The organism is Paeniglutamicibacter cryotolerans, from assembly GCF_014190875.1.
In the GTDB taxonomy this organism is placed as follows: Bacteria; Actinomycetota; Actinomycetes; order Actinomycetales; family Micrococcaceae; genus Paeniglutamicibacter; species Paeniglutamicibacter cryotolerans.
In genome coordinates this window covers 587,148-612,660 of sequence record NZ_JACHVS010000001.1, presented here as the reverse complement: position 1 = coordinate 612,660, position 25,513 = coordinate 587,148, and the positions used below count along the sequence as shown (strand labels likewise).

22 protein-coding genes and 1 pseudogene are annotated in these 25,513 nt (G+C 67.2%); 16 read left to right on the top strand and 7 right to left on the bottom strand.

Features of this window, described 5'->3' with window-relative positions; translation table 11 throughout:
• Positions 1 to 6: 6 nt before the first annotated feature.
• The 7 genes from E9229_RS02975 to E9229_RS02945 all read left to right on the top strand — a co-directional run bounded on the left by E9229_RS02975 (position 7) and on the right by E9229_RS02945 (position 8,048).
• Positions 7 to 1,113: a Gfo/Idh/MocA family protein gene (locus E9229_RS02975; protein ID WP_183509787.1), complete on the top strand. Its 1,107-nt coding sequence runs from the start codon at positions 7 to 9 to the stop codon at positions 1,111 to 1,113.
• Entirely contained in the window at positions 1,110 to 2,615 is a 1,506-nt protein-coding gene (locus E9229_RS02970; RefSeq protein WP_183509786.1) for a sugar ABC transporter ATP-binding protein, read from the top strand. The genes E9229_RS02975 and E9229_RS02970 overlap by 4 nt, the downstream gene beginning before the upstream one ends.
• Positions 2,612 to 3,703 carry an ABC transporter permease gene (locus tag E9229_RS02965; protein ID WP_183509784.1) on the top strand — a complete coding sequence of 364 codons (1,092 nt, stop codon included), beginning with the start codon at positions 2,612 to 2,614 and terminating at the stop codon, positions 3,701 to 3,703. The genes E9229_RS02970 and E9229_RS02965 overlap by 4 nt, the downstream gene beginning before the upstream one ends.
• Positions 3,700 to 4,743, top strand: coding sequence for an ABC transporter permease (locus E9229_RS02960; RefSeq protein ID WP_183509783.1), 1,044 nt, complete (start codon positions 3,700 to 3,702; stop codon positions 4,741 to 4,743). Before E9229_RS02965 ends, E9229_RS02960 begins: the two co-directional genes overlap by 4 nt.
• A 62-nt stretch (positions 4,744 to 4,805) precedes the next feature.
• On the top strand, positions 4,806 to 6,065 hold the full coding sequence (locus tag E9229_RS02955) for a substrate-binding domain-containing protein (protein WP_183509782.1): 1,260 nt from the start codon (positions 4,806 to 4,808) through the stop codon (positions 6,063 to 6,065).
• Between the two features lie 106 nt (positions 6,066 to 6,171).
• Entirely contained in the window at positions 6,172 to 7,041 is an 870-nt protein-coding gene (locus tag E9229_RS02950) for a sugar phosphate isomerase/epimerase family protein (RefSeq protein WP_183509781.1), read from the top strand.
• Positions 7,038 to 8,048 (top strand): sugar phosphate isomerase/epimerase family protein, encoded by a 1,011-nt coding sequence (locus E9229_RS02945; RefSeq protein ID WP_183509779.1) that lies wholly within the window; start codon positions 7,038 to 7,040, stop codon positions 8,046 to 8,048. The genes E9229_RS02950 and E9229_RS02945 overlap by 4 nt, the downstream gene beginning before the upstream one ends.
• Positions 8,049 to 8,101: 53 nt before the next feature.
• Here E9229_RS02945 and E9229_RS02940 read toward each other — a convergent pair whose 3' ends face one another.
• The 5 genes from E9229_RS02940 to E9229_RS02920 all read right to left on the bottom strand — a co-directional run bounded on the left by E9229_RS02940 (position 8,102) and on the right by E9229_RS02920 (position 13,510).
• Positions 8,102 to 9,568, bottom strand: coding sequence for an amino acid permease (locus E9229_RS02940; protein ID WP_183509778.1), 1,467 nt, complete (start codon positions 9,566 to 9,568; stop codon positions 8,102 to 8,104).
• 180 nt (positions 9,569 to 9,748) lie between these two features.
• Positions 9,749 to 10,507: an iron ABC transporter ATP-binding protein gene (locus E9229_RS02935; RefSeq protein WP_183509777.1), complete on the bottom strand. Its 759-nt coding sequence runs from the start codon at positions 10,505 to 10,507 to the stop codon at positions 9,749 to 9,751.
• Positions 10,504 to 11,514 (bottom strand): iron chelate uptake ABC transporter family permease subunit, encoded by a 1,011-nt coding sequence (locus tag E9229_RS02930; protein WP_183509775.1) that lies wholly within the window; start codon positions 11,512 to 11,514, stop codon positions 10,504 to 10,506. Before E9229_RS02930 ends, E9229_RS02935 begins: the two co-directional genes overlap by 4 nt.
• Positions 11,507 to 12,547, bottom strand: coding sequence for an ABC transporter permease (locus E9229_RS02925; protein WP_183509774.1), 1,041 nt, complete (start codon positions 12,545 to 12,547; stop codon positions 11,507 to 11,509). The genes E9229_RS02930 and E9229_RS02925 overlap by 8 nt, the downstream gene beginning before the upstream one ends.
• An 18-nt stretch (positions 12,548 to 12,565) precedes the next feature.
• Positions 12,566 to 13,510 (bottom strand): siderophore ABC transporter substrate-binding protein, encoded by a 945-nt coding sequence (locus E9229_RS02920; RefSeq protein ID WP_183509773.1) that lies wholly within the window; start codon positions 13,508 to 13,510, stop codon positions 12,566 to 12,568.
• 581 nt (positions 13,511 to 14,091) lie between these two features.
• Between E9229_RS02920 and E9229_RS02915 the strand changes: the two genes are divergently transcribed.
• Positions 14,092 to 15,138: an ABC transporter substrate-binding protein gene (locus E9229_RS02915; protein WP_183509772.1), complete on the top strand. Its 1,047-nt coding sequence runs from the start codon at positions 14,092 to 14,094 to the stop codon at positions 15,136 to 15,138.
• Positions 15,139 to 15,149: 11 nt separating this feature from the next.
• Here the strand turns inward: E9229_RS02915 and E9229_RS02910 are convergent, their stop codons facing one another.
• Positions 15,150 to 15,974: an MBL fold metallo-hydrolase gene (locus tag E9229_RS02910; protein WP_183509770.1), complete on the bottom strand. Its 825-nt coding sequence runs from the start codon at positions 15,972 to 15,974 to the stop codon at positions 15,150 to 15,152.
• A gap of 36 nt (positions 15,975 to 16,010) precedes the next feature.
• Here E9229_RS02910 and E9229_RS02905 point away from each other — a divergent pair, with 36 nt between their 5' ends.
• From E9229_RS02905 to E9229_RS02880, 7 genes and pseudogenes are all read left to right on the top strand, one after another.
• Complete coding sequence (locus tag E9229_RS02905) at positions 16,011 to 17,066, top strand: FecCD family ABC transporter permease (protein WP_183509769.1); 1,056 nt, start codon at positions 16,011 to 16,013, stop codon at positions 17,064 to 17,066.
• Entirely contained in the window at positions 17,063 to 18,082 is a 1,020-nt protein-coding gene (locus tag E9229_RS02900; protein ID WP_312855584.1) for a FecCD family ABC transporter permease, read from the top strand. Before E9229_RS02905 ends, E9229_RS02900 begins: the two co-directional genes overlap by 4 nt.
• 1 nt (position 18,083) lies before the next feature.
• Entirely contained in the window at positions 18,084 to 19,874 is a 1,791-nt protein-coding gene (locus E9229_RS02895; RefSeq protein WP_183509768.1) for an SIP domain-containing protein, read from the top strand.
• A gap of 80 nt (positions 19,875 to 19,954) precedes the next feature.
• Entirely contained in the window at positions 19,955 to 20,455 is a 501-nt protein-coding gene (locus E9229_RS02890; RefSeq protein ID WP_183509766.1) for a MarR family winged helix-turn-helix transcriptional regulator, read from the top strand.
• A pseudogene (locus E9229_RS19215) lies at positions 20,452 to 21,354 on the top strand (MFS transporter). Before E9229_RS02890 ends, E9229_RS19215 begins: the two are co-directional and overlap by 4 nt.
• A complete protein-coding gene (locus tag E9229_RS19210; RefSeq protein WP_246380325.1) occupies positions 21,351 to 22,052 on the top strand; it encodes an MFS transporter in 702 nt (233 codons plus the stop codon). The pseudogene E9229_RS19215 and the gene E9229_RS19210 overlap by 4 nt, the downstream one beginning before the upstream one ends.
• An 18-nt stretch (positions 22,053 to 22,070) precedes the next feature.
• A complete protein-coding gene (locus E9229_RS02880; protein ID WP_183509765.1) occupies positions 22,071 to 22,988 on the top strand; it encodes an NADP-dependent oxidoreductase in 918 nt (305 codons plus the stop codon).
• Between the two features lie 35 nt (positions 22,989 to 23,023).
• Here the strand turns inward: E9229_RS02880 and E9229_RS02875 are convergent, their stop codons facing one another.
• On the bottom strand, positions 23,024 to 23,485 hold the full coding sequence (locus tag E9229_RS02875) for a MarR family winged helix-turn-helix transcriptional regulator (RefSeq protein ID WP_183509764.1): 462 nt from the start codon (positions 23,483 to 23,485) through the stop codon (positions 23,024 to 23,026).
• A 107-nt stretch (positions 23,486 to 23,592) separates the two neighbouring features.
• Between E9229_RS02875 and E9229_RS02870 the strand changes: the two genes are divergently transcribed.
• A complete protein-coding gene (locus E9229_RS02870; protein WP_183509763.1) occupies positions 23,593 to 25,479 on the top strand; it encodes an ABC transporter ATP-binding protein in 1,887 nt (628 codons plus the stop codon).
• The last annotated feature ends 34 nt before the right edge of the window (positions 25,480 to 25,513 follow it).

The following is a 25,513-nucleotide window of genomic DNA, read 5'->3' as shown; positions in this document are numbered from 1 at the left end:
GGGGGCATGGATGAGGCAACCAAGGCACCACCGCGGATATTACAGGCGGCTGTGGTCGGATCGGGGTTCATGGCAACAGTCCATTCCCGTGCGATCCGCAGCGCCGGTGCCAGGCTCGCGGCAGGAACCTCCTCCACCCCGGAGCGCAGCCGTGCTTCGGCTGCACGGCTCGGCCTGGCCTCCACCTACGACACGTTCGAAGCGCTGTTGACGGACGATTCGGTCGATGTCGTCCACATCTGCACCCCCAACGCCACTCACCATGGGCTTGCTGCCGCGGCACTGCGGGCCGGTAAGCACGTGGTCTGCGAAAAACCCCTGACCACCGGTGTCGGCGACGCGCGTGAACTGCTTGCCCTGGCCGACACCGGCGGACTGTGCGGCACCGTTCCCTTTGTCTACCGCTTCCATCCCATGGTTCGCGAGGCGCGGGCCAGGATTGCCGCCGGTCACACGGGCCGCCTGCTGACCGTCCAGGCCAGCTATCTGCAAGACTGGCTGCTGGCGGTCGGCGATGACAATTGGCGCGTCGATGAGCAGCACGGCGGACCCTCCCGGGCCTTCGCCGACATTGGCTCCCACCTGTGTGACCTGCTCGAATTCGTCAGCGGTCAGCGCATCATCCGGCTCAATGCGACCAAGCGAACCGTCCACGCCGATCGGTCCATCCACAGCAACATAGCCACCGAGGACCTGGTAGCGCTCTTGGTGGAATTCGACGCCGGCATGCTGGGCACGCTGCTGATCTCCCAGGTTGCCCCGGGACACAAGAACGCGCTCGTCTTCGAGGTCTCGGGCACCGAAGAATCGGTGCGCTTCGAGCAGGAAACCCCCGATGCGCTGTGGTTGGGACGCAGGAAGGGGAACCGCGTGCTGCAACGGGACCCGGCGCAGCTCTCGGCCGACGCGGCCCGGCTCTCGCTGCTGCCCGCCGGACACCCGATGGGATACCAGGACGCGTTCAACGCCTTCATTTCCGACAGCTACGCTGCCATCGACGGTGCAGACCCCGAGGGGCTGCCAAGATTCGCCGACGGGTTGCGCGCCGTGCGCGTGACGGCGGCGGTACTCCAATCAGCGGCCACCGGGCACTGGGTCGAGGTGGCACCATGACCGCGGCAACCGGCGCACCCGTTCTGCGTGCCACGGGCCTGACCAAGGCGTTTTTCGGCGTCACAGTGCTCAACGACGTTTCCCTTGAACTCTTCCCCGGCCAGGTCCACGGGCTGGTCGGCGAAAATGGGGCCGGCAAGTCGACGCTCATGAAGATCCTCGCCGGGGTCTACCAGCGCGACGGCGGCACGGTGGAGCTCGGCGGGACGGCCGTGAACTTCAGCCACCCGGTTCAGGCCATGGATGCGGGCCTGGCGACTGTTTTCCAGGAGTTCAACCTGCTTCCCGAACGCACTGTGGCGCAGAACGTGTTCATCGGCCGCGAACCGCGCCGAGGCGGGTTCGTCGACCAGAGGGCCATGGTCCGGCGCACGGCCGAACTGCTTGCAGACCTTGGCATTGACTTCATAGACCCGACCACACGCGTGGTGCGGCTCTCGGTCGCCGAGCAGCAGATAGTGGAGATCGTCAAGGCGCTCTCGCGCGATGCGAAGGTCATTTCCATGGATGAGCCGACAGCCGCACTTGCAGGACACGAGGTTCAGCTGCTCTACGGGATCATCCGCCGGCTTCAGGGCAGGGGCGTGGCCATCCTCTACGTCTCGCACCGGCTGCGGGAGATATTCGACCTCTGCGACCACATCACCGTGCTCAAGGACGGCAACTTCGTCTCCGGCACCCCCGCCGACGAGCTGGACACGGCCGAACTGGTGCGCCGCATGGTGGGCCGCTCGATCAGCACCTATTTCCCGGAAGCTTTGGAGGGGACCACGCTGGGCAGTACGCGGCTGGCGATCCGCGGCGGCGGCAACGACTGGATCGACGGTATAGACCTGGAACTGCGTGCCGGGGAAATCGTGGGCGTAGCCGGCCTTCAGGGGGCCGGACGCACGGAACTGGCCGAGGCTGTCTTCGGCGCCGCACCCTTCACCCGCGGCGAGGTGGAGATCGACGACAAACCGGTGCGCATCACCACCATCCGTGCCGCGGTGAGGGCCGGCATCGCGCTGATCACCGAAGACCGCAAGGTGCGTGGCCTGGCGCTGGGCCAATCGGTGCTGGATAACGCATTGCTTGCCGTCCGCTCGGTTTTCCCCTCCCGAGGGGCTTCAGCCAAGGCCGCGCTGCCGGGAGTGCTGAACAGCCTCGAACTTTCCTCCCGCGGCACGGACCAGGAGGTGCAGTTCCTTTCCGGCGGCAACCAGCAGAAGGTCGTACTGGCCAAATGGCTACTCACCAACCCGCGGATCGTATTGCTCGACGAGCCGACCCGAGGCATCGACGTCGGGGCGAAGGTCGCCGTCTACCAGTTGATCCGCGAACTTGCCCGCGACGGGGTGGCGATCCTGATGATCTCCTCGGAACTGCCCGAAGTCATCGGCATGGCCGATCGGATCCTGGCCATGCACGACGGGCGGATCGTCGCGGAGCTGCCGCGCGGCTCCAGCGAAGAAGAGGTGCTGGTCGCGGCCGTCGCGACCTCCGCGGGGGAATCGTCATGAACACCGCGACCTCCACTCGGCCCGGCGACTCCCGCCTGCGGAACCTCGACACCACAGCTGTGGTCTACATCTCGCTGGCCGCTGTGACGGTCATCGGCGCCGTTCTGGTCGCCACGGTGGGGCGGAACTTCATGAGCCCGGGAAACATCCGCGACATCCTCACCTCCATGAGCGTGCTCGGATTCGTGGCCATCGGCCAGACACTGGTGGTCCTCGGTGCATCACTGGACCTGTCGGTGCCCTATGTCGTCTCGCTGTCCTCGCTGATCGCCGCCGACACCATGGCCGGTAGCGCTGCGAACATCCTGCCCGCAGTGCTCCTGGCACTGAGCGTGTGCGCGCTGATCGGGCTGGCCAACGGGCTGATAGTGACCAAGCTGCGGGTACACGGTTTCATGGCGACGCTCGGCATGGGACTGATCGTCAAGGGCGTGCTGGATACCCGATACAAGGGCACCAGCGGTTCCGTGCCGTGGAACTTCCAACTGATCGGGGCTTCAGGCATCGGACCGGTTCCCGTCTCCACGCTGCTGATGCTCGGCTTCGCGATGCTCGTCGCGCTCTTCCTGACCCGCACCCGCACCGGCAACCACCTGTTCGCCGTGGGCGACGATCCCGTGGTAGCCCGGCTCTCGGGCATCCGCACCGCGCGGCCCGTCATCGCTGCCCACATGCTCTGCTCCGTCTTCGCCGGACTGGCCGGGCTGCTGCTGGCCAGCCGGCTCGGTGTCGGTTCCCCGACGGTCGGCACCCAAGGCGGCTACGACCTGCTCTCCATCGCGGCCGTGGTGCTCGGCGGCACCCTGCTGATGGGCGGGCGCGGATCCATCTGGGGCACCATCGGGGGAGTGGCGATCTTCGCCGTGCTCGATAACGTCATGAGCGTCATGCAGCTGAACCCGTTCCTGAAGGAGGTGGTGCGCGGGGTGGTCATCGTGATCGCCGTGGGCATCTACACCGGGCGCGGCATCCAGCGCCGACGGGCCCGGTTCGGTCCCCGGGCCCCCGGGGCCGAAGACTCCGCGAACCCGCGAACCCCGGCGACCACGGAAGCGGAATCCACACTGCGGAAGGCGGGCACACCGTGAACGCGATCCGCACCCTGCTCAGCCCGCGTGGGGCGGTGTTCCTGCTGCTCGCAGGCCTATTGCTGGCGATCACTGTGATCAGCCCGTCCTTCGCCGAACCCAGTCAGCTGATCAGGTTCGTCCAGCGCGTGGCGCCAATCGCCATCGTGGCCATCGGCCAGTATTTCGTGGTGGTCGGAGGTGAATTCGACCTGTCGATGGGTTCGCTCATCACCGCGCAGGTGGTCATCGCCGGCAACCTGATCGGGCAGGACGCCTCGCGGATCGCCCCGACGCTGATCCTCATGCTGGTGCTCGGAACGCTGGTCGGCCTCGTCAACGGGCTGCTGGTCACGCTGCTGCGGATCCCCTCGTTCATCGTCACGCTGGGCATGATGCTGGCGTTGCTCGGCGGCGTCATGTACTGGACCGGGGGAGCCGCGACCGGCAACCCGGTCGATTCGTTCAGGGCACTGGGCCGCGGTGGCATCCGCGGGATTCCGGTGATCGAGATTCTTCCCTACTCGGTGCTGATCCTGACCGCCGTGCTGCTGGCCGCGATCCTTTTCACGCGCACCGCGTTCGGGCGCACCATCGTCGCGCTGGGCGAAAACCGGCACGTGGCCCGCTATTCCGGGGCCCGGTCCTGGTGGGTCACCACCTCCACGTTCATCATCTCCGCGTTCAGTGCCACCGTTGCCGGCGTGCTGCTGGTCGGATATGCCGGGGTCCACCCGAAGGTTGGCCAGGGTTACGAGTTCATCGCCATCACGGCGGTGGTGCTCGGCGGTGTGGTGCTGGGAGGAGGCCGCGGCTGGGTGGTGGCCGCAGTGGCCGGTGCCTTCGCGTTGGAGGCCCTGTTCACCCTGCTGAACTTCGCCGGAGTCCCCTCGACGCTGCGCGACGGCATCCAGGGCATCATCATCATCGCGTCCGTCGCCTATTCGGCGTCGGGCTCCGGCAGCCACCGGCGCAAGGCCCCACCAGGGTCCGTCCCGCCCTCCCCGACTTCCCCGCTCGACGGGAAGGAGCCGGTCGCACCCGCGATGCGAGGCTCATGATCCACCCACCACTCGAGGCCCCGTCCCGGGGCCGAACTTCACCAACCTTTAGGAGGTTAGCGATGCGACGCACAGTAGCAAGGACCCTGGCGGTCACCGCGGTGGCAGCCCTTGCCCTAGTCGGGTGCACCACCGATCCCACCGTCAGCGGGCCGAGCACCAGTTCCGCGCCATCGGATGCCCCGGCGGGCACTCCCGCGCAGAGTCCCACCGAAACGGCCGCCGCTCCGGCCACACCCGTTACCCAATGGTTCGACCAGGCAGTGTACGACGAGCAGTACGCCCAGCGCTCGGTGGCGCCGGCCGGGCCGGCGGAGCAGCCGTACCTGCAGCACATCAACGCCGAAATGGTCAGCACCGAGAAATACAAGTCGTCCGGTGCCAAGAAGGCCTGCTTCGCCAACGCCTCGATCTCCAACCCGTGGCGGCAGACCGGTTGGATCACCATGAACCAGCAGCTGAAGGCGCTGCAGGGATCCGGTGCCATCTCCGAGATGGAAACCCGCGACGCCAAGGACAGCGACGACACGCAGATCGCCGACATCGACTACTTCATCAACGAGGGCAACTGCGACGTCTTCATCATCTCCCCGAACTCCACGGCGGCCATGACCCCGGCGGTGGAGCGCGCCTGCAAGACGGACAAGCCGGTCATCGTGTTTGACCGCGGGGTGAAGACCGACTGCCCGGTCACCTTCATCCACCCCATCGGCGGGTTCGCCTGGGGCATCGACACGGCGGAGTTCCTGAACAAGAACCTGGCCAAGGGCGACAAGGTCGTCGCCCTGCGCATCCTGCCGGGCGTCGATGTGCTCGAACAGCGCTGGGCGGCGGCGGACAAGCTGTTCAAGGAGGCCGGCATCGAGGCCAAGGACTACTTCACCGGAGCCGATCCGGTGGAGATCAAGAAGATCATCTCGGACGAGCTGGCCAAGGGCGACGTCCAGGGGGTATGGATGGATGCGGGCGACGGCGCCGTCGCCGCGATCGAGGCGTTCGAGGACGCGGGCAAGCCGCTTCCCGTGATGACCGGCGAGGATGAGCTCAGCTTCCTGCGCAAGTGGAAGGACACCGGCATCACGGCGATGGGACCGGTGTACTCGAATTTCCAGTGGCGCACCCCGCTGCTGGCGGCGGCCGACATCTTCGCCGGCAAGGAGGTTCCGAAGGAATGGGTGCTTCCGCAGTCCCCGGTCACGTCCGCAGACCTCGAGGCGTACCTGACGGCGAACGACGGCATGCCCGATGGGCACTATGCCAAATTCGGAGGTGAGGACCTGGCCGGATACCCGCAGGTCTGGCAGAAGCGCGTCATGCCCTAGGGCCTGACGAGCCTCGGTGGCCCGGGCCCCTAGCCCGGGCCACCGGACGCCGCATAACCTGAACACCTGACCAGCATGTTCCACCGGGGAAAGGGAAGGCCGCTCGATGGACCGCAAGCTTGGCGTCAACACCTGGATCTGGACCTCACCGCTGAACGACGATTCGCTGGCCGAACTCTGCGCCCATGCGGCGTCGTTGGGCTTCGATGCCATCGAACTTCCACTGGAAACCCCTGGGGACTGGGACGCCGCCGCGGCCCGGGAGGTCCTTGCCGACTACCGGCTGACCCCGGTGGTGATCGGGGCAATGGCCCCGGGACGCAATCTCATCGCCGCATCCCCCGGGGAGATCGACTCGACGGGGGATTACCTGCGAGCCTGCATCGACGCAGCGGACGCCGTGGGCGCCACCACCGTTGCCGGCCCGTTCTATGCAGCAACCGGCCGCACCTGGCGCATGGGGGAGGCCGAACGCCAGGCAGCGTACCTGCAGCTGCGATCCCACCTTGCACCGCTGGCTGAGCATGCGGCCGACCGGGGCATTTGCCTGGCGATCGAACCGCTCAACCGATATGAAACTTCTCTGATCAACACGGTCGACCAGGCGCTGGATGCGCTCGAACCGCTGCTGGGCCCCGGGCTTGGCTTGACGCTGGACAGCTACCACCTGAACATCGAGGAGCAGGACATCGCCGCCGCCGTCGCCCGTGCCACCGGGCATATCGCACACGTACAGGTCAGCGGTAACGACCGCGGCGCGGTCGGAGCCGACCACTTCGACTGGTTGGGATTCCTGCATGCGTTGGACCTCGCCGGTTATGCCGGGCCACTCTGCCTGGAATCCTTCACGGCGCACAACGCGTCGATAGCCGTGGCGGCATCGATCTGGCGCCCGCTGGCCAGCACCCAGGACGCGCTGGCGGCCGATTCGCTCGGCTACCTCAGGAACCTGCAAACAGGAGGAACGCGCCCATGAGTACCCATCCCGTCACCCTGTTCACCGGCCAATGGGCGGATCTGCCCTTCGAGGAGGTCGCCGCGCTCGCCGCCGGCTGGGGCTACGACGGATTGGAAATCGCCTGCTCCGGCGACCACCTGGACATCTGGCGCGCCGCCGAAGATCCCGCCTACCTGCAATCCCGGCGGGAGATACTGCGGCGCCATGGGTTGAAGGTCTTTGCACTGTCCAACCACCTCAAGGGCCAGGCCGTGTGCGATGACCCGATCGACTTCCGCCACGAGGCCATCGTCGGGTCCAAGGTGTGGGGCGACGGTGACCCGGAGGGTGTGCGCACCCGCGCCGCTGAGGAGCTGAAGTTGACGGCCAAGGTTGCCCGGGCGCTGGATGTGGACACCGTCGTCGGGTTCACCGGTTCCAAAATCTGGCAATACGTGGCCATGTTCCCGCCGGTTCCCGCCGCGGTGATCGAGGCCGGCTACCAGGACTTCGCCGATCGGTGGAACCCGATTCTGGACGTGTTCGATGAGCACGGGGTCCGTTACGCCCACGAGGTCCACCCCGGCGAGATCGCCTACGACTACCATTCCAGCGTGCGTGCCCTGGAGGCCATCGGACACCGGGAGGCGTTCGGATTCAACTGGGATCCCAGCCACATGATGTGGCAGAACATCGACCCGGTCTCCTTCATCTGGGACTTCCGAGACCGGATCTACCACGTGGACTGCAAGGACACCCGGATGCGCGCGCCCAACGGACGGGCTGGCGTGCTGGGGTCCCACCTGCCCTGGGGCGATCCGCGCCGCGGGTGGGACTTCGTCTCCACCGGGCGTGGGGACGTGCCCTGGGAAGATGCCTTCCGGGCCTTGCGGGCGATCGGTTATTCGGGCCCGATCTCCGTGGAGTGGGAAGACGCCGGCATGGATAGGCTGCACGGTGCCAAGGAAGCGCACGACTTCGTCAGGTCCCTGCTCTGGGAGCTTCCCAGGGCCGGTTTCGACGCCGCCTTCAGCAACCAGGACTGAGTTGTCCGGGCATGGCATTTTCGCAGTTCGGCTCGGTATCGGGGGTGAATCTGCTAGTGCTTGACGCGGGAGTCCCATTGGGCGGCGAGCTTGGACTTGCGTCGTCCGTAGCCCAGATAGATGCCGGCCCCGACGGCCATCCAAATGCCGAAGACGATCCAGGTGGTGGAGCCGAGGTTCAGCATCAGGTAGCCGCAGAAGAGGATGGCCAGGATCGGGGTCACCGGGTAGAGCGGCACCTTGAAGGTACGCGGCAGGTCGGGCTGGCTGCGGCGCAGCAGGATCACGGCGAGGGACACCAGCGAGAATGCGAAGAGGGTGCCGATGGAGGTGGCGTCGGCCAGCTGGCCCAGTGGAATCAGCCCGGCGACCAGGGCCACCGAGCCGCCGGTGATCCAGGTGCCGGCGACGGGAGCGCCGGTGCTCTTGCTGATGCGCCCGAAGACGGCGGGGACCATGCCGTCGCGGCTCATGGCCACGAGGATGCGGGTCTGCCCGTAGAGCACTGTGATGACGATCGAGACGATGGCCAGCACCGCACCGGCGGCGAACAGAAGCGCCACCCAGCTCTGCCCGGTGACCTCCTCGAGCAGCTGAACCAGGGCAGCGCTCTTGCCCGAGAACCAGGTCCACTGGCGGGCGCCGATCGCCGAGACGGCAACCAGGATGTAGAGGGTGGTGATGATGACCATGGAGAGCACGATGGCCCGGGGCAGGTCCCGCTGCGGGTTCTTGGCCTCCTCGCCGGCGGTGGATGCGGCATCGAAGCCGATGTAGGAGAAGAACAGGCGCGCCGCGGCCGCCGAGACTCCGGCCGTGCCCATGGGCAGCAGCGGATCGAAGTTGCCGGAGGTGAAGGCGCTGAAGGCGATCACGATGAAGAAGATCAGCACCGCGATCTTCATGAACACCAGCACGGTGTTCACCATTGCCGATTCCTTGGTGCCGCGCACCAGCAGCACGGTGGCGAACAGGACAATGGCCAGGGCCGGGACGTTGAACACGCCGCCCTCGTAGCCCGGGGGGTTGGTCAGCGCCGCGGGCAGGTCGACGCCGAGGGTTCGGGTCATCTCGTTGATGTACTCGCCGGCGCCCACGGCGATGGCAGCGACCGAGACGGCGTATTCGAGTACCAGGCACCAGCCGCAGATCCAGGCCAGGCCTTCGCCCATGGTCGCGTAGGTGTAGGTATAGCTCGAGCCGGACACCGGCACGGCGCCGGCCATCTCGGCGTAGGACAGAGCGGCGAACATGGCGGCCAGCCCCGCAATGGCGAAGGAGATCCAGACGGCGGGTCCGGCCATCGGCACGGCGGAGGAAAGTACTACGAAGATGCCGGTGCCCAGTGTAGCCCCGACACTGATCATGGTCAGGTGCAGCAGCCCCAGGGAGCGGCGCAGGTGGGGTCCGCCGGTTCCGGATCCGGCTTCGGCCATGAAGGCCTCGATCGGTTTGCGTGCCCCCAGCTGCTGGACCAGCGTTGGGCGGTTCGTGCCCGGGGCAGTGTTTTGCGTGGTCATGCAAAGAATCTTTGCACTGTTTGGCGGGGGCATCGGTGGAGCCTTGGCGGCGGATTTCCACGAAAAACCGCGTGATATGCAGGTCAATGAATAGTTATGAGACCACTTTTGAATAGGCCGATGTGTCAGAACTTACCCTCGCGGGGCACGCCCCGGGCCGGAATCCGGCCCCGGGAAGGCTCAGGCGAAGTAGACGCCGATTCGGTTTCCGTCGATTTCCTCGATGCGGATGTCGATGTCGTACACGTCGCGCAGCACCGGGACCTGCATGATCTGCGCGGGAGTGCCCTGGTGCAGCAGCCGGCCTTCGCGCATCGCCAGGATCGTGTCCGAATAGCAGGACGCGAAGTTGATGTCGTGGATGACGATGACCACCGTCTTGCCCAGCTCGTCGGCCAGCCGGCGCAGCAACCGCATCATCTCCACCGAGTGCTTCATGTCCAGATTGTTCAACGGCTCGTCCAGCAGCAGGTAGTCGGTGTCCTGGGCCAGCACCATGGCGATGAACGCGCGCTGGCGCTGGCCCCCGGAGAGCTCATCCACATAGCGGTCGGCCAACGCGGTGAGGTCCAGGTGCGCCATGGCATCGTCGATGTGAAGCTTGTCTTCGGCGGTGGGGTGCCCGCCCGAATGCGGGAAGCGGCCGAAACCGACCAGGTCGCGCACGCGCAGGCGCATGGTCAGGTGGTTCTCCTGGCGCAGGATCGCCATGGTCTTGGCCAGCTCACGGCTCGGTGTGGCCACCACATCCAGCCCGCCGACGTCGATCGTGCCGGCATCCATCGGGGCCAGCCGGGAGACCAGCGAGAGCAGCGTGGACTTGCCGGCGCCGTTGGGGCCGATGATCGAGGTGACGCCGCCGCGCGGAATGGTGGCCGAGACGTCGTTGACGACCTTTGCCGCGCCGTAGGACTTGGAAACGGAATGCAGTCGGATCACTTCAGGGAGCCCTTCAGGAGCAGGTAGATGAACAGCAGGCCGCCGATGAACTCGATGATGATGCTCAGCGCGGTATTGAAGCCGAAGACCTGCTCGAGGATCAGCTGTCCGCCGATCAGCGTGACGGCGCCGAGCAGCACGGTGATCGGCAGCAGCCAGGCATGCGAGAAGTCGCGCACCAGTTGGTAGGCGATCGACACCACGAGCAGGCCGAAGAACGTCACCGGGCCCACCAGCGCGGTGGACACAGCGACCAGCACGGCGCACATCACCAGCACCAGCGAAACGGTGCGGCGGTGGTCCACCCCGAGGTTGATGGCCGTCTCGCGGCCCAAGGCCAGCACGTCGAAGCTGTGCCGCAGCCGCCAGGCGATCACCGCGATGACGCCGATGATGACAGCCGAGATGCCCAGCAATACCGGCTCTACTTGGTTGAACGAGGCGAAGAACAGATCCTGCAGGATCAGGAAATCGCTGGGTTCCATCAACCGCTGCAGCAGCGAGGAGAAGCCCCTGAACAACGTGCCGATCACGATGCCGACCAGCAGCATCAGGTGCAGCGACCCGGATCCGCCGGTGAACAGCCAGCGGTAGAGCAACGCGGAGAAGGCCACCATCAGCACCACCTCGATGCCGAACTTCAGCGCCGGTGCCGCGGTGAGCAGCGTCGAAGAGCCCAAAGTAAACACCAGCGAGGTCTGGATCAACAGGTAGAGCGCGTCGAAGCCCATGATCGAGGGGGTCAGCAGCCGGTTCGATGTCACCGTCTGGAACATCAGGGTGGACAGTCCCACGGCGATGGCCACCAGCAGCATGGCCCCCACCCGGATGCCGCGCAGTTTCAGCGCGTATCCGATGGCGCCCTTCAGATCCACCGTCATGAACAGGGCGATGGCAATGAGCGTCGCTACGGCCAGTACCATCAGCACCAGCCTCGGGGAGGCCTTGCGCAGCGGGTTGCCGCGGCGTCGGGCCACGGGGGGCGGGGCCGTGAGCACCTCAGGCATTGCGTGTCCTGGTCTTGAGCAGGAGGGCCAGGAAGACGATGGCGCCGAGCACCGACATCACCATTCCCACGGGTACCTCGTACGGGAAGCGGATGGTGCGGCCGATGATGTCGCAGATCAGCACGAACCCGGCGCCGAAGATGGCCGTCCAGGGCACGGCGCGGCGCAGGTTGTCGCCGAAGAGCAGCGAAACGATGTTCGGCACGATCAACCCGAGGAAGGGGACGGCGCCGACGGTGGTGACCACCACGGCGGAGATCAGCGAGACGATGACCAGCCCCAGGCGCATGATCGCCTGGTAGTTCATGCCCAGGTTCGTGGTGAAGTCCGCGCCCATGCCGGCTACGGTGAAGCGGTCCGCGGCGATGTAGCCAACGATCGTCAAGGCGGCGACGATCCACAGCAGTTCGTAGCGTCCGCGCAGCACTCCGGAGAAATCGCCGATCATCCAGTTGCTCAGCGTCTGCAGCAGGTCGTAGCGGTAGGCGAAGAACGTGGTCACCGAGCCGATGACGCCGCCGAGCATGATGCCCACGATCGGCACGATCAGCGTGTTGCGCAGCGGAAGCCGGGACAGTACGGCGAGGAAGAGCGCGGTGCCGCCGAGCGCGAAGAGCGAGGCGATGCCCATCTTGGCCAGCAGCGGTGCCGCCGGGAACGCCACGGTCACCACGAGGATGCCGAGCGTCGCCGATTCGACGGTGCCCACGGTGGAGGGCTCGACGAACCTGTTGCGGACCATGAGCTGCATGATCAGGCCGGCCACAGCCACCGCCGTGCCGGCCAACACGACGGCCAGGGTGCGCGGCAGCCGCGAGACCCAGAGCATCTGCCAGGCGTCCAGGTCCCCGGCCAGCAGCTTCGGCGCCGAGACGTTGGTAACGCCGACGAAGATGCTGATCACCGCCAGCACCAGGACGCCGAGGGCCCCGAGCGCCAGCGCCGTCTTTTCGCCCGGTCCACGGGTACGCCGGACGGCCACCGCGGAGGAATCCTCCGTGGCGGCCGTCCGGCTGAGTGCTGGTGCAAGCATGATGTGCGGGGGTACAGGCTACAGGGCCTGGGCCACCTCGCCGATCATCTTTGGCAGGTTGTTCAGGCCGTATCCGACCATGTACCAGGAGTTGGCGTCGAGCTTGACGATCTTGCCGTTCTTGGCCGCGTTGGTCGAATTGACCAGTTCGTTGTCCAGTACGGCATCAGCTGCTTCGCCGGCGGTGCCCATGGCGCCGTCCCGGTCAACCACGTACAGGGTATCGGGGTTCTTTTCCTTGATGAACTCGAAGGAGACGGCCTCGCCGTGGGCTCCGTCGTGCTTCACATCGGCCGCCGTGGCAACGCCGAGCACGTCGTGGATCAGGCCGAAGCGCGAGCCGGCGCTGTAGGCGGTGACCTCGCCGCCGGAGGTCAGCACGATCAGGCCCTTGCCCGCGTTGGACGCCCTGGCCTTGGTCTCGGTGGCCTTTGTATCGATGTCGGTCAGCGCCGTAGCGACCTTGTCCTCTGCGTCGAAGATCTTGCCCAGGTTGGCTGCCTGTTCCTTGAAGGATTCCATCGGCTTGGATGCATCGACCGACAGGTCAACGGTCGGAATCTTCATGTCTTCGCTGAACTGCTTGTACGAGCCGGCGGTGCGGCCGGTGATGATGATCAGGTCCGGAGCCGCCGCGGCGATGTCCTCGAAGTTCGGCTCCTTCATGGAACCGATCTTTTCGAACTTCGCGTCCTTGTACTTGGCCAGTGACTCGGGGAACTGGGCGTCCGGGACGCCGTCTGCCTCGATGCCCAGGGCCTCCATGGAGTCCAGCACGCCCAGATCGAAGGTGAAGACCTTCTCCGGGTTGACCGGGACCTCGGTGGTGCCCTGTGCGTGGGTGATGGAAACCGTCTTCCCCTCGGCCTTGGCCGGTTCGGAGGATCCTCCGCAGGCGGTCAGCGCGATGAGGGAAGCGCCTGCGGCAACGGTGCCGAGCAGGGTGCGAAATGAAATCTTCAAGGGATACTCCAGGATCGAGGGCTGCTACGCAGGTGGATTTCACGCTAATAGTTGACGATTCACGTGCGTAAATGAACTTAATCAAAACGCTATGGGTAAGGTGACCCTCCGTGCAAGCCGGGGTAGGCGGATCTGTCGATTTTGCCGCCTCACTGCTGGGGCTCGATGGCCTGGATCCCACTCATGGCGCGGCTTAGCCTGCCCTAAGTGACCTCCGTAACATTTGCCCCCGCAATGGTTCGCAGGACGGGGTGCGGCGGCAAATCCCCCTTGTCAGCGTCATTTTTCCTGACGATTTGCGGAAGTTTGGCGAGTGGAACGATGCCTGGTGCGGAAGCTTCGAGGCGATTTGGGTAGAGGGGATCGACCGCCGAGCGGCCGGCAAGTCAATGTCGCGGGAGTAGCGCCGGCTTGCCGGGCAGGCCCGGAGTGGCGCGCCTGCCCCTCAGTTCCATTAGGGCAGTTTCATGTTGCTTAATTGCAATTAGTGAGGTTAGCCTTACTCGTCGGCAGCGTCGGTTCGGCAATTCCCGAGCCGTGCTCCGCCCGCCCCCGTTCCCCATGACAAGGATTGCCCAGCCATGAGTTTCACCCGTCGAACCGGCCTGCTGGCCACCGCCGCAGTTGTAGCGCTGGCCCTGTCCGCTTGTGCCCAGCGGGCCCCTGCGGCCATCGAGCCGGCAGCCCAGCAGGGCTCCGGCTTCCCCGTTACCATCGAGCACCTCTACGGCACGACCCGGATTCCGGCCGATCCGCAGCGCATTGCCACGGTTTCCTGGGTTAACGCCGACGCCGTCCTGGCCCTTGGCGTGGTGCCGGTGGGCATGGCCAAGGACACCTGGGGCAACAACGAGCAGGGATCCACGCCCTGGAAGGATGCCAAGCTCACCGAGCTCGGCGCCCCCATCGGTTCGGAGAAGGCCCCGGTGCAGTACGACGAAACGGACGGAGTGAACTTCACCGAGATGGCGAAGCTGTCGCCGGACCTCATCGTCGCCGCCTATTCGGGCATGACGGAGGAGGACTACGCCAAGCTCTCCAAGATAGCCCCGGTCATCGGTCCGATCGCCGAAAACTACACCACCAGCTGGCAGCAGGCCATCACGGCCGTCGGCAAGGCACTGGGCAGGGATGCTCAGGCGGCCACCACCGTCTTGGATCTCGAGACCCAGCTGGCCTCCGCCGCGCAGGAGCACCCGGTGTTCAAGGACGCCACGTTCATCGCCGGCAACCTGGAGCCTGGCAAAGGCGGCATCAACCTCTACGCCGGCGGGGATAACCGCCCGCGCTTCCTGGCCTCGTTGGGCATGAAGCAGGCACCCCTGGTCGATGCCAACACCCCGAAGGGCAAGTTCTTCGTGAACTGGTCCGCCGAGCGTGCCAATGAACTGGACTCCGATGTCTTCTTCACTTGGCTCCCCAAGGGAACCAGCAACGAATCAATTGCAGCGCACAAGCTCTTCGGGCAGATTCCCGCAGTGCGGAAGGGCGGCTTGGCGGCCATTAGCGATGACACGTTGACCCTGGCCATCTCGGCCTCGAGCCCGCTGAGCCTGCCATGGGCCATGGACACCATGGTGCCGCTGCTGGCCGATGCCGCCGAAGCGGCCAAGGCGTCCGGGAAGTAGGCGACGCGCCCCTAGGAGGCAGCCACGTTGCGCAGATAGTGCAGCTGGGCCGCCACGGACATCTCGGCGGCCCGGCGCACGTTGGCCGGGGCGTCGGCATAGACGAGGTCGGTGACCCGGCCGATCGTCGGCTCGCCGGTTCCGCGTGCGGCCAAGGAAGCCAGGGCCGCGCTGATCTGTTCCAACCGCTCCAGCCGGTGGGAGCGGTAGGCGGACACCACTGCATCCAGCCGCCGCAATACCGGCCCGTGGGCCGGCAGCACCAGGGCGCCGGGATAACCGTCATAGAGATCGAGCGTGGCCAGGTAGTCGGCCAGCGTTCCGTCGGGGAAGTCGAGCATCGTCGTTCCGCGCCCGAGGATGGAGTCCCCGGTCAGCATCGATCCGGTCGCCGGTCCGCCCTCCAGCGGGCCATCGCCGGGCAACAGGAAACTGAGCGAATCGGATGTATGTCCCGGGGTCGCCAGGACCCGGATGCGGATCCCCGCGGCGGCGATTTCCTCCCCGTCGGTGAGGGGCTCTGCCGCCCGGCAGTGCTCGGACAGCAGCGCCCGCACCGGTGCGCCGGTGAGCCGGTGCAGTGCATCGATGCCAGCGGTGTGGTCAGCGTGCCGGTGCGTGATCAGCACCAGCTCCACCGACTGTGCTGCCAGGGCACCCAGGTGCCCGGAATCCTCTGGTCCAGGGTCCACCACCACGCATCCGGAGGCGCCGGGCGAGCGCAAGACATACGAATTGGTCCCCTCGAGGGACATCGGCCCCGGATTAGGGGCCAGCAACGCCCCGGCCAGCCGCGATACGGCACGCGGGATCGGGTCGCAGCCCCCGTTTTCCATCAGATCCACCATTCCCCCAGTGTAGGAGCCGGTCCCATGAAACTCGCAGACGCCCCCGCAGCGACCGCCACCCCGGGCGGTGCTGCCGCCGGACAGACCAGCCGCCAGGCCGGGTGGCTGGGACTTGCGCTGTTGTGCGCGCTGGCCGTCGCCGTCCTGCTCTCCTTGTCGGTGGGCGCGCGTGGCACCGGTGTCGGTACCGTCTGGGCGGCGCTGACGGCACCGGATCCGGCCAACGGCGAGCATGCAGTGGTCCTGTCGAGGGTGCCGCGCACTGTCGCCGGCCTGCTGGTCGGTTCGGCGCTGGGCCTGGCCGGTACGGCAATGCAGGGCATCGCCCGCAACCCGTTGGCCGATCCCGGGATCCTGGGCATCAATGCGGGGGCTGCGCTGGCTGTAGTGCTGGGCATCCAGCTGTTCTCCGTGTCCGGGATCGGCGGCCATGTCTGGCTGGCGTTCCTCGGTGCCGGACTGGCAGCGGCGCTGGTCTATGCGGTGGCGAGCCTGGGCAGGGAGGGGGCCACCGCGCTGAAGCTGGCCCTGGCCGGCGCAGCGCTCTGCGCCGGATTGGGCAGCCTGCTCAACGCCGTGCTGCTGCTGAGCCGGGAGGCGTTTGACGCCTTCAGGTTCTGGCAGGTGGGGATGCTGGGCGTGCGTAGCCTGTCCGAGATGGTCCAGGTGGCCCCGTTCCTGCTCCTCGGGTCGGTGCTCGCCCTGGGCAGCGCACGGCTTTTCAACGCCCTGTCTCTCGGCGACGATGCGGCACGCGGACTGGGCATCGCGGTCGGCCGTTCCCGGGCCGTGGCCGCGGTGGCCGTGGTGTTGCTCTGCGGCGGGGCGACGGCCCTGGCCGGGCCGGTCGCGTTTGTCGGTTTGGTCATCCCGCACCTGCTGCGCCTGGCCATCGGTGGGAATTACAGCCGGCTGCTGCCGCTGTCGTTGCTCGCCGGGCCGCTGCTGGTGCTGGCTGCCGACGTGCTCGGGCGCGTCATCGCCCCGCCCTCCGAGGTGCAGGTCGGGGTGATGACCGCCGTCATCGGCGCCCCGGTCTTCCTGTGGATGCTGCGAGCCGGGAAGAAGGTTGAGCTGTGAGCATTCAAGTGCCCCCGCGGAGCCGCCGGCGGACCACCTCAATCCGGGTCAACACGACGCTGCTTGCAGCCGTGCTGCTGGCCTTCGCAGCCTCGGTCATGCTGGGCCGCTACCCGGTCGGCCCGGGGCAGTTGCTGGCGATCATGGGCGGGGAGAACCTGCCGGGGCTCAGCTTCATCGTGCTTCAGGACCGGCTTCCTGCCGCCTGCCTGGGCTTGCTGGCCGGTGCCGCGCTTGGGCTCTCCGGTGCCTTCTTCCAGACCCTGCTGCGCAACCCCCTGGCCAGTCCCGACGTGATCGGCATCGGCTACGGGTCATCGGCGGCCGCGGTGGCGGGCATGCTGCTCTTCTCGCTGCAGGGCCCGCCGCTGATGCTGGCCGCCTTCCTCGGCGGGCTGGCCGTCGCCCTGCTGATCCACGGTCTGGCCCGGTCCGGCCGGCAGGTGGGCGGCCGGCTGATCCTGGCCGGCATCGGAGTGGCGGCGCTGCTCCAGGCCGTCATCCAATACCTGCTCACGCGCACCGACGTCAATGCCGCCGCGGATGCGCTGCGTTGGCTCACCGGGTCGCTCAACGCCAGCACCTGGGAGCGGGTACTGCTGCTGGGGACCGGACTGGCACTGGTGGCGCCGTTGGCGGTGCCAGCCGGCTCCAAGCTGCGGATCCTGGCCCTGGGGGACGACACGGCAGCCGGGCTCGGAGTGAGGGTGGCCCCCACCCGGCTGGGCCTGGTGCTCCTGGGCGTCGCACTGTGTGCCATGGCCACGGCCGTCACCGGGCCGATAGCGTTCGTGGCCTTCCTGTCCGGCCCGCTGGCCCGGCGGTTGCATGGTGGACGCAACAACCTGACCGGCGCGGCGCTGGCCGGTGCACTGACCGTGCTCGCTGCCGCCTTCCTGGCGGACAACGCCTTCGGCGACGCCAGCCTGCCGGTGGGGGTGGTGACCGGGGCCCTCGGCGCACCGTTCCTGCTCTGGCTGCTGGTCCGTACAAACAAACAAGGAAATGGAGGCTGACATGCCAACACTTGAAGCGCTCAACCTGTCACTCGCCTACGGCTCCGCCACGGTGGTGGAAGACTTCTCGCTGGTACTGCCCGCGGGAAAGATCACCATCATCGTCGGGGCCAACGGCTGCGGAAAATCCACGCTGCTACGCGGCCTGTCCCGGCTGTTGAAGCCGGCGGCCGGAACCGTGTTGCTGGACGGGGCCGACATCCACAGCCGCCCGGCTCGGGAGGTCGCCCGGGTGCTGGGCCTGCTCCCGCAGGCGCCGAGCGCCCCCGACGGCATCACCGTCAGGGAGCTGGTCGGCCGCGGCAGGTACCCGCATCAGGGGTGGTTCCGCCGCTGGTCGGAGGACGACGATGCGGCGGTGGAACAAGCACTGTCCGTCACCGGAACCACCGAACTGGCCGAACGGCCCATCGACGAGCTTTCCGGCGGGCAGCGCCAACGCGTCTGGATCGCCATGGCGTTGGCCCAGGACACCGGGCTGCTGCTGTTGGACGAGCCCACCACCTACCTGGATGTCGCCCATCAGCTCGAGGTGCTCGATGTCATTGCCGAACTGAACCGGGCCCGCGGCACCACGGTGGTGATTGTGCTCCATGACCTGAACCTGGCGGCCCGCTACGCCGACCATCTGGTGGCGCTCAAGCTCGGCGGGATCGCCGCGCAGGGCCATCCGTCCGAGGTGATTACCGAGGAGGTGGTCTCCGAGGTCTTCGGCATGCGCTGCAAGGTGATCCAGGACCCCGTGGCCGGTACGCCGCTGGTGCTGCCGATCGGCCGGCACCAAGGGAGGGAGCCGGGGTCGAGGCCTGCCCGCGAGATCTGCCCGACGTTGGCCTTCGACCTGGAAGTGGGCGTGGTGGACGAGCTGGGTCCCGGATTCCGCCGGATCACGCTCACCGGGGCCGAGCTCGAGCACTTCGGCACCGGCGGGCACCCGCTTGACCTGCGCGTCAAGGCGCTGATTCCGATGCTGGCGCCCGACGGTTCGAGGGTTCCGGTGTCCGGGCTCGAGTCGCTGCGCCCCGACGCGTGGGTGACCGAGGCCGGACAGGAGGGGTGGTATCGGAAATGGCTGGCCTTGGACGAGATGGTGCGCGGTTCGATGCGCACCTACACGGTGCGCGCGTTGCGCCCCGCCGGGGATCCGCGCAATGCCGGGCCCGGGCCTGAAATCGACCTCGACTTCGTGCTGCACCTCGAACACGACGGGGAGAAGTTGGCCGGCGGGCCCGCTGCCGTCTGGGCTGCCGGGGCGCGTCCCGGTGACCGGCTGATGCTGTTGGGGCCGAATGCCGCACTGTGCGGACCCGGCTACGGCGGCATCGAATTCCGTCCCGGGGCCGCGCGGCGGATCTTGTTGGCCGGCGACGAGACGGCAGCCCCGGCCATCTGCTCGATCCTCGAGTCGCTGCCGGCGGGCCTGCAGGGCAAGGCGTTCATCGAGGTCCCCGAAGAGGGGGACATCCAGCACCCGGTGACCGGCTCCGCGGTGAACGTGCATTGGCTGGCCCGTGCCGGGCGACCGCACGGGGAGCTGCTCTCGGCGGCGGTCCGGGCGGCTGTACCGACCCCCGGGACAGTGGAGCCCGGGGACGATCCGGAGGACTTCGACGTGGATGCCGGGATCCTGTGGGAGACGTCGGAGGGCTCCGGTGCCGACTTCTATGCCTGGCTGGCCGGGGAGGCGGGGATGATCAAGGAACTGCGCCGACATCTGGTCAGGGATGCGGGCATCGACGGCAAGCAGGTCTCGTTCATGGGTTATTGGCGTCGGGGTCGGGCCGAGGGCTGACGGGCGACCCGAAGTTCCATATGATTGCTTACCCTAAGTAAATAAGTTAGCCTGATGTGCTTGAACAAGGGGAGCCCAAGATGATCGAGGATCGTGCCGCAGGGGAAATCCTGGCCAGGATGGTGCAGATCAGCCGTACCTTCAGGGTCGCCGGACAGCGCAGCCGGGAGCAGAGCCTGAACGGAACGCGGTTTGGTTTCCTGCAGCAGTTGAGCCAGGCCGATGCCCGCTTGGGGGAGTTGGCCCGTCGGCTTTCGGTGTCCGCGCCCGTGGCTTCCCGGACCGTCGATTCACTGGAAACCGAGGGCCTGGTGGAGCGCCATGCGGATCCCTCCGACGCCCGGGCCTTCCTCGTCTCGATCACCGGGCGCGGGCGGGCGCTGCTGGGCGAAAGCGAAAACCATGCGGTGCGCAGATTCGCCACGGCGCTAGCGGACTGGAGTCCGCAGGACGCCGAGCAGGCGATCGGCCTGCTGACCCGGCTGAACTTCCACTTAGGCGAGGTGCTTCGGGACCCCGACGCCGCACCGGACGCCTCCGGGCTGGACACGACAGAGACTGAAAGAGGATCCAACGGATGAGTACCTCCACGCCCACGACGTCGGCCCCGGCCGAGCCCCGGACCTATTCGCACCGCGAGATCATGCAGGTGATGACGGTCCTGCTGGCCGCGCTCTTCACCGCGACGATCTCCACGACCATCGTCTCGACTGCGCTGCCCACCATCATGGCCGAGCTCGGCGGCAACCAGCGGCAATACACCTGGGTCATCACCGCCAGCCTGCTCGCGATGACCATTGCCACCCCGATCTGGGGCAAGCTCTCGGACCTGTTCGATAAGAAGGCACTGACGCAGATCGCCATCGCCATGTTCGTCGTCGGTTCGGTGGCCGCCGGGCTTTGAACCTCGATTGCCGTGCTGATGAGCGCCCGCGCCGTCCAGGGAATCGCCATGGGCGGCCTGATGGCGCTGGTGCAGTCGATCATGGGATCGATCATTGCCCCGCGCGAACGCGGACGCTATGCCGGTTACATGGGCGCGGTGATGGCCGTCGCCACGGTTTCCGGTCCGTTGCTGGGCGGGGTGATCACCGATGCCCTGAACTGGCGGTGGTGCTTCTTCGTGAGCGTGCCACTGGCGGTGCTGGCAGTGATCCTGCTTCAGCTGAAGCTGGACCTGAGCACGGCCAGGCGCGCCGGCATCCGGAGCGACTACCTTGGCTGCGTCCTGGTTTCCATTGCGGCCGCGATTCCGATGCTGTGGGTGACCTTCGCCGGGAGCGACTACGACTGGATTTCCTGGCAGTCCGGACTGTTCCTGGCCGCCTTCCTCGTGGTGGCCTCCGGTGCCGTCTTCGTCGAGCTGCAGGCACCCGAACCGATGATCCCGATCCGGGTGCTGGGCAACAAGACGGCGGTGTGGATGATCGTGGCCAGCGTCGGTGCGGGAGTGGGCATGTTCGGCTCGGGAGTTTTTTGACCCAGTACTTCCAGCTCGGGGCCGGGGTGAGCCCGACCCGGGCCGGGCTGATGACCATTCCGATGATCCTTGGCCAGTTGCTCTCCTCCACCATCGGCGGCCAGCTGGTCAACAGGATGGGACGCTGGAAGCCGGTGATGATGGTCGGCAGCGTGCTGATGTTCATGGGGCTGGCCGGGCTGGGTGCCATCGACCACGCCACCCCCTACTGGTTTGTGGCGATCTTCATGACGCTGATGGGCGTGGGCATCGGAACCCTGGTGCAGAACGTCGTGCTCGCCGTGCAGAACACCGTCGATGTCACGGACATCGGTGCCGCCTCGGCGGCCATTGCCTTCTTCCGCTCGCTGGCCGGCGCGATCGGGGTGGCCGTCCTCGGCGGCATCCTGACCGGCCGGGTCGGCACCAATATCGCCGACGGGCTGGGGGCGCTGGGTATCAAGCCCGGTGCGCTCTCCGGCGGATCGGGTGAAACCCAGCTGGATGTCAGCGGCCTGCCGGAGGCGGTGCAGCAGGTGTTCCACCAGGCGTACGCCGACGCCTTCGGCCCGGTGTTCCTCGTTGCCTCGATGATTGCCGTGGTCTCGGTGGTGACCATCGCCGTGGTCCGTGGCACTCCCCTGCGCAGCACCGTCTCGATGAGCCCTGCCCTCGCCACCGAAGCCCCTGCCCGGGCCGAATCCGGTCCCGCCGCATAAAGAGGAAGGAATCACGCCATGAAGGCCTTTGTCATACCCCGTCAGGGAGCCGCTGTAGTGGAACGGGTCGATGTTCCGATCCCGCACCCGGGCGAAGACGAGCTGCTGGTGTGCATCCGGGCGGTGGGCGTGGGGATCCACGATTCATCGTTCCTGCCCGCCGATGCTGCCTATCCCTTCCCGATCGGCATCGAGGCCTCCGGCGTGGTCGAAGCTGTCGGTGATGCCGTCCGTGGGCGCCGACCGGGCGAGCGGATCGCCTTTGTCAGCGCCCTGCAGCCCAAGGGAGGAACCTGGGCCCAGTACTGCGTTCTCAAGGCGGACTCGCTGATCATTGACGTCCCCGAGGCCCTGGACTTCCACCGGGCGGCAGCGCTGCCGGTGGCCGGGAACACCTCTCTGCGGGCCTTGCGGGCTCTGGGCCCGGCACCGGCCGGCGGCACCCTGTTCATTGCCGGTGGTTCCGGGGCCATCGGCACGCTCGCCATCCAGCTGGCCGTGCGAAGGGGGTGGCGCGTGGCTGCCTCGGCATCGGAAGCCAACCACGCGTACCTGGGCTCCCTCGGCGCGGAGAAGGTGGTGGACTACCGCGACGGGTTGTGGCGCGAACAGGTCATTGACTGGAAGCCCGGGGGTGTCGATGCGGTGCTGGCTGTGCAGCCCGGCACGTCGGCGCAGAGCCTGGGCGTGGTCATGGACGGGGGAACGCTGATCTCGATCTCGGGTGATGGGCCGGAGCCCGAGCGTGGCATACGCCTGTTGGTGGTGCCCCATCTGCTGGATGTCGCCGATGAGTTGGCGCGGCTTTTCGAGCAGGTCGATGCCGGTGGGATCCACCTGGAAATCGAACGGGTCTATCCGTTCGACGAGGCCCTGGCGGCCCTGGCCAAGGTGCGGACCAGGCGGGCGGGGGGAAAGGTCGTCCTGGCGCTCTAGCGCCACCCCGGTCCGTCGGCGGGGAAGCTGAGGGCTCAGCCCAGCAGCCGCAGGATCCGCTTGAGTTCGGCGCGGTCCGCCGGCTCCAGTTTCGCGAAGTACTCGTTGGCCAGTTCGCGGCGTGCCGTGGTGAGCCGGCGCCATAGGTCAAGGCCCGCATCGGTGGCCGAGACGAGCGTCGCACGGCGGTCGTCCGGGGCCGGGGCGCGGGTGACCAGCGCCTTGGCCTCGAGCTGGTCGATGACCTCGGTGGCCGAGCGCGGGGCGATGCGCAGCCGGGCCGCGATGTCCTTTAGGCGCATCCCCCCGGTCCCGCCTTCGGCGCATCCACCGCCCGGTCCGCCGCGGCGCAGCAGTGATTGCAGCGCCCTGAACTGGTGCGGGGTGAGCCCGTAGGGGGCCAGCTGTTCGGCCCAGGTGTGCCGCAGTCCGCGGAATGCCGCATGGAAGAGCTCGCCGAGGTCGGCATCGTCGTGGGGAATGCTGCGCTGGGTCATCTGAACAGTCTAGGGGTGATTGACGGGCAACCACATAGTGAGGTAACCTCTCTAATGGTGGGTGCGACTCCCGCGCCCGCCCTCTCACACCACTGGAGGTGGTGCATATGGCGAACCCGGACTTCGTTGCAACATCATCGCGCCAGGGCCCCCGCACCTCGGGCGGACCCGGCGATGGCCCCGGACGGGGAGGGGGCGCCGCCGCGCGCGTCAACCCGGCAGACATCAAACAACTCAAGGCCCATCCGGTGAAGACCTCCCGGATCACCTCGCTCTTCTCCCCGCACAAGGGAGCCCTGATCGCCGTCATGGCGCTGATTTCGGTGGCATCGGTGATCGGGCTCGCCCAGCCCTTCCTCATCCGTTCCATCATCGACAACGCCCTGCCGAACCAGGACGTGGCGCTGCTGGCCTGGCTGGCCGGCGGGCTGGTGGCAGTCGCCGCCGCCACGGCCATCATCGGCGTCATCCAGACCTGGATGGCCACCGCCGTGGGCCAGCGCGTCATGCATTCGCTGCGCACCAGGCTCTTTTCCCACCTGCAGCTCCAATCCCTGTCCTTCTTCACCCGTACCCGCGGCGGCGAGGTCCAGTCCCGGCTCACCAACGACATCGCCGGCATGCAGGGCGTGGTCACCTCGACCGCCACATCCATCGCCTCGAACCTGACCACCGCCGTGGCCACCGCCATCGCGATGGTGGTACTCTCGCCGAAGCTGAGCCTGCTCTCGCTGATCGTGATCCCGCCGGCGGTGTGGCTCTCGCGCAAGGTGGCGCTGCTGCGCCGCGACATCACCAGCGCCAAGCAGCGCGAACTTGCCGGGATGTACACGCAGATCGAAGAGGGCCTATCGATCTCCGGCGTGCGCCTGGCCAAGACCCTGGGCACCACCGCCCGCGACGCCTCCCGCTTCAGCTCCAGCTCCTCGAAGCTGATCGACCTGGAAATGCGTTCGCAGCTGGCCGGACGCTGGCGCATGGCCACCATGGGCATCGTCTTTGCCGCCATCCCGGCCATCATCTATCTGGCCGCCGGGCTGCCGGCCACCTCCGATGGCATGAGCATCGGCACGCTGGTCGCCTTCACCGCCCTGCAGGGCGCGATCTTCCGCCCTATCATGGGGCTGCTGAATGTCGGGGTGCAATGGGTGAGTGCGATGGCGCTGTTCAGCCGCATCTTCGAATACCTGGACCTGATCCCGGAGATCACCGCACCGACCGAACCCGCCGTCCTCGACGTGGCGCAGGTGCGCGGCGAGGTCCGCTTCGAGGATGTCGGCTTCGCCTACGACGGTGGGCGGCCGGTGCTGAGCGGTATCGACCTGCACCTGCCCGCCGGATCCCACACGGCAGTGGTGGGTCCCACCGGATCGGGCAAGTCAACGCTCGGCGCGCTGCTGCCGCGGCTGCATGATCCGGCCAGCGGGCGGATCACCATCGACGGGATCGACCTGCGGGACATCGCCCCCACTGACCTGAGCCGGATCGTGGGAGTCGTGTCGCAGGAGACCTACCTGATCCACGACTCGATCCGTGAAAACCTGCTGCTGGCAGACCCCAACGCCGACGACGAAACACTGTGGAAGGCGTTGGATTCAGCGCAGATCGCCGCTCTGATCGCCGCGCTGCCCGAACAGCTCGACACCCTGGTGGGGGCCCGCGGCCACCGCTTCTCCGGGGGCGAGCAGCAGCGCCTGGCCATCGCCCGCACCATCCTGCGCAACCCGCGCGTGCTGGTTCTCGACGAGGCGACCAGCGCGCTGGATAACACCACCGAGGCGCTGGTGCAGCAGGCGCTCGATGACCTGGCGATCGGGCGAACCACACTGACCATCGCACACCGGCTCTCCACCGTCGGATCCTCCGACCAGCTGGTGGTGCTCGAATCCGGGGCCGTTACCGAGCGCGGAACCCCCGCTGAACTCGTTGCGGCAGACGGTGCCTATGCCGCGCTGCTGGCCGCGGGGGAGACACCGGTTCCCGCGCCAGCCTGACACCGGGGGTAACGGGCCTTGCCCGGACCCCGCT

What these genes read in the sequence shown, in the direction of transcription:
- E9229_RS02975 (WP_183509787.1), top strand. Translation starts at nt 7, where the DNA reads ATGGATGAGGCAACCAAGGCACCACCGCGGATATTACAGGCGGCTGTG.
- E9229_RS02970 (WP_183509786.1), top strand. Translation starts at nt 1,110, where the DNA reads ATGACCGCGGCAACCGGCGCACCCGTTCTGCGTGCCACGGGCCTGACC.
- E9229_RS02965 (WP_183509784.1), top strand. Translation starts at nt 2,612, where the DNA reads ATGAACACCGCGACCTCCACTCGGCCCGGCGACTCCCGCCTGCGGAAC.
- E9229_RS02955 (WP_183509782.1), top strand. Translation starts at nt 4,806, where the DNA reads ATGCGACGCACAGTAGCAAGGACCCTGGCGGTCACCGCGGTGGCAGCC.
- E9229_RS02950 (WP_183509781.1), top strand. Translation starts at nt 6,172, where the DNA reads ATGGACCGCAAGCTTGGCGTCAACACCTGGATCTGGACCTCACCGCTG.
- E9229_RS02945 (WP_183509779.1), top strand. Translation starts at nt 7,038, where the DNA reads ATGAGTACCCATCCCGTCACCCTGTTCACCGGCCAATGGGCGGATCTG.
- E9229_RS02940 (WP_183509778.1), bottom strand. Translation starts at nt 9,568, where the DNA reads ATGACCACGCAAAACACTGCCCCGGGCACGAACCGCCCAACGCTGGTC.
- E9229_RS02930 (WP_183509775.1), bottom strand. Translation starts at nt 11,514, where the DNA reads ATGCCTGAGGTGCTCACGGCCCCGCCCCCCGTGGCCCGACGCCGCGGC.
- E9229_RS02925 (WP_183509774.1), bottom strand. Translation starts at nt 12,547, where the DNA reads ATGCTTGCACCAGCACTCAGCCGGACGGCCGCCACGGAGGATTCCTCC.
- E9229_RS02915 (WP_183509772.1), top strand. Translation starts at nt 14,092, where the DNA reads ATGAGTTTCACCCGTCGAACCGGCCTGCTGGCCACCGCCGCAGTTGTA.
- E9229_RS02910 (WP_183509770.1), bottom strand. Translation starts at nt 15,974, where the DNA reads ATGGAAAACGGGGGCTGCGACCCGATCCCGCGTGCCGTATCGCGGCTG.
- E9229_RS02905 (WP_183509769.1), top strand. Translation starts at nt 16,011, where the DNA reads ATGAAACTCGCAGACGCCCCCGCAGCGACCGCCACCCCGGGCGGTGCT.
- E9229_RS02895 (WP_183509768.1), top strand. Translation starts at nt 18,084, where the DNA reads ATGCCAACACTTGAAGCGCTCAACCTGTCACTCGCCTACGGCTCCGCC.
- E9229_RS02890 (WP_183509766.1), top strand. Translation starts at nt 19,955, where the DNA reads ATGATCGAGGATCGTGCCGCAGGGGAAATCCTGGCCAGGATGGTGCAG.
- E9229_RS02880 (WP_183509765.1), top strand. Translation starts at nt 22,071, where the DNA reads ATGAAGGCCTTTGTCATACCCCGTCAGGGAGCCGCTGTAGTGGAACGG.
- E9229_RS02875 (WP_183509764.1), bottom strand. Translation starts at nt 23,485, where the DNA reads ATGACCCAGCGCAGCATTCCCCACGACGATGCCGACCTCGGCGAGCTC.
- E9229_RS02870 (WP_183509763.1), top strand. Translation starts at nt 23,593, where the DNA reads ATGGCGAACCCGGACTTCGTTGCAACATCATCGCGCCAGGGCCCCCGC.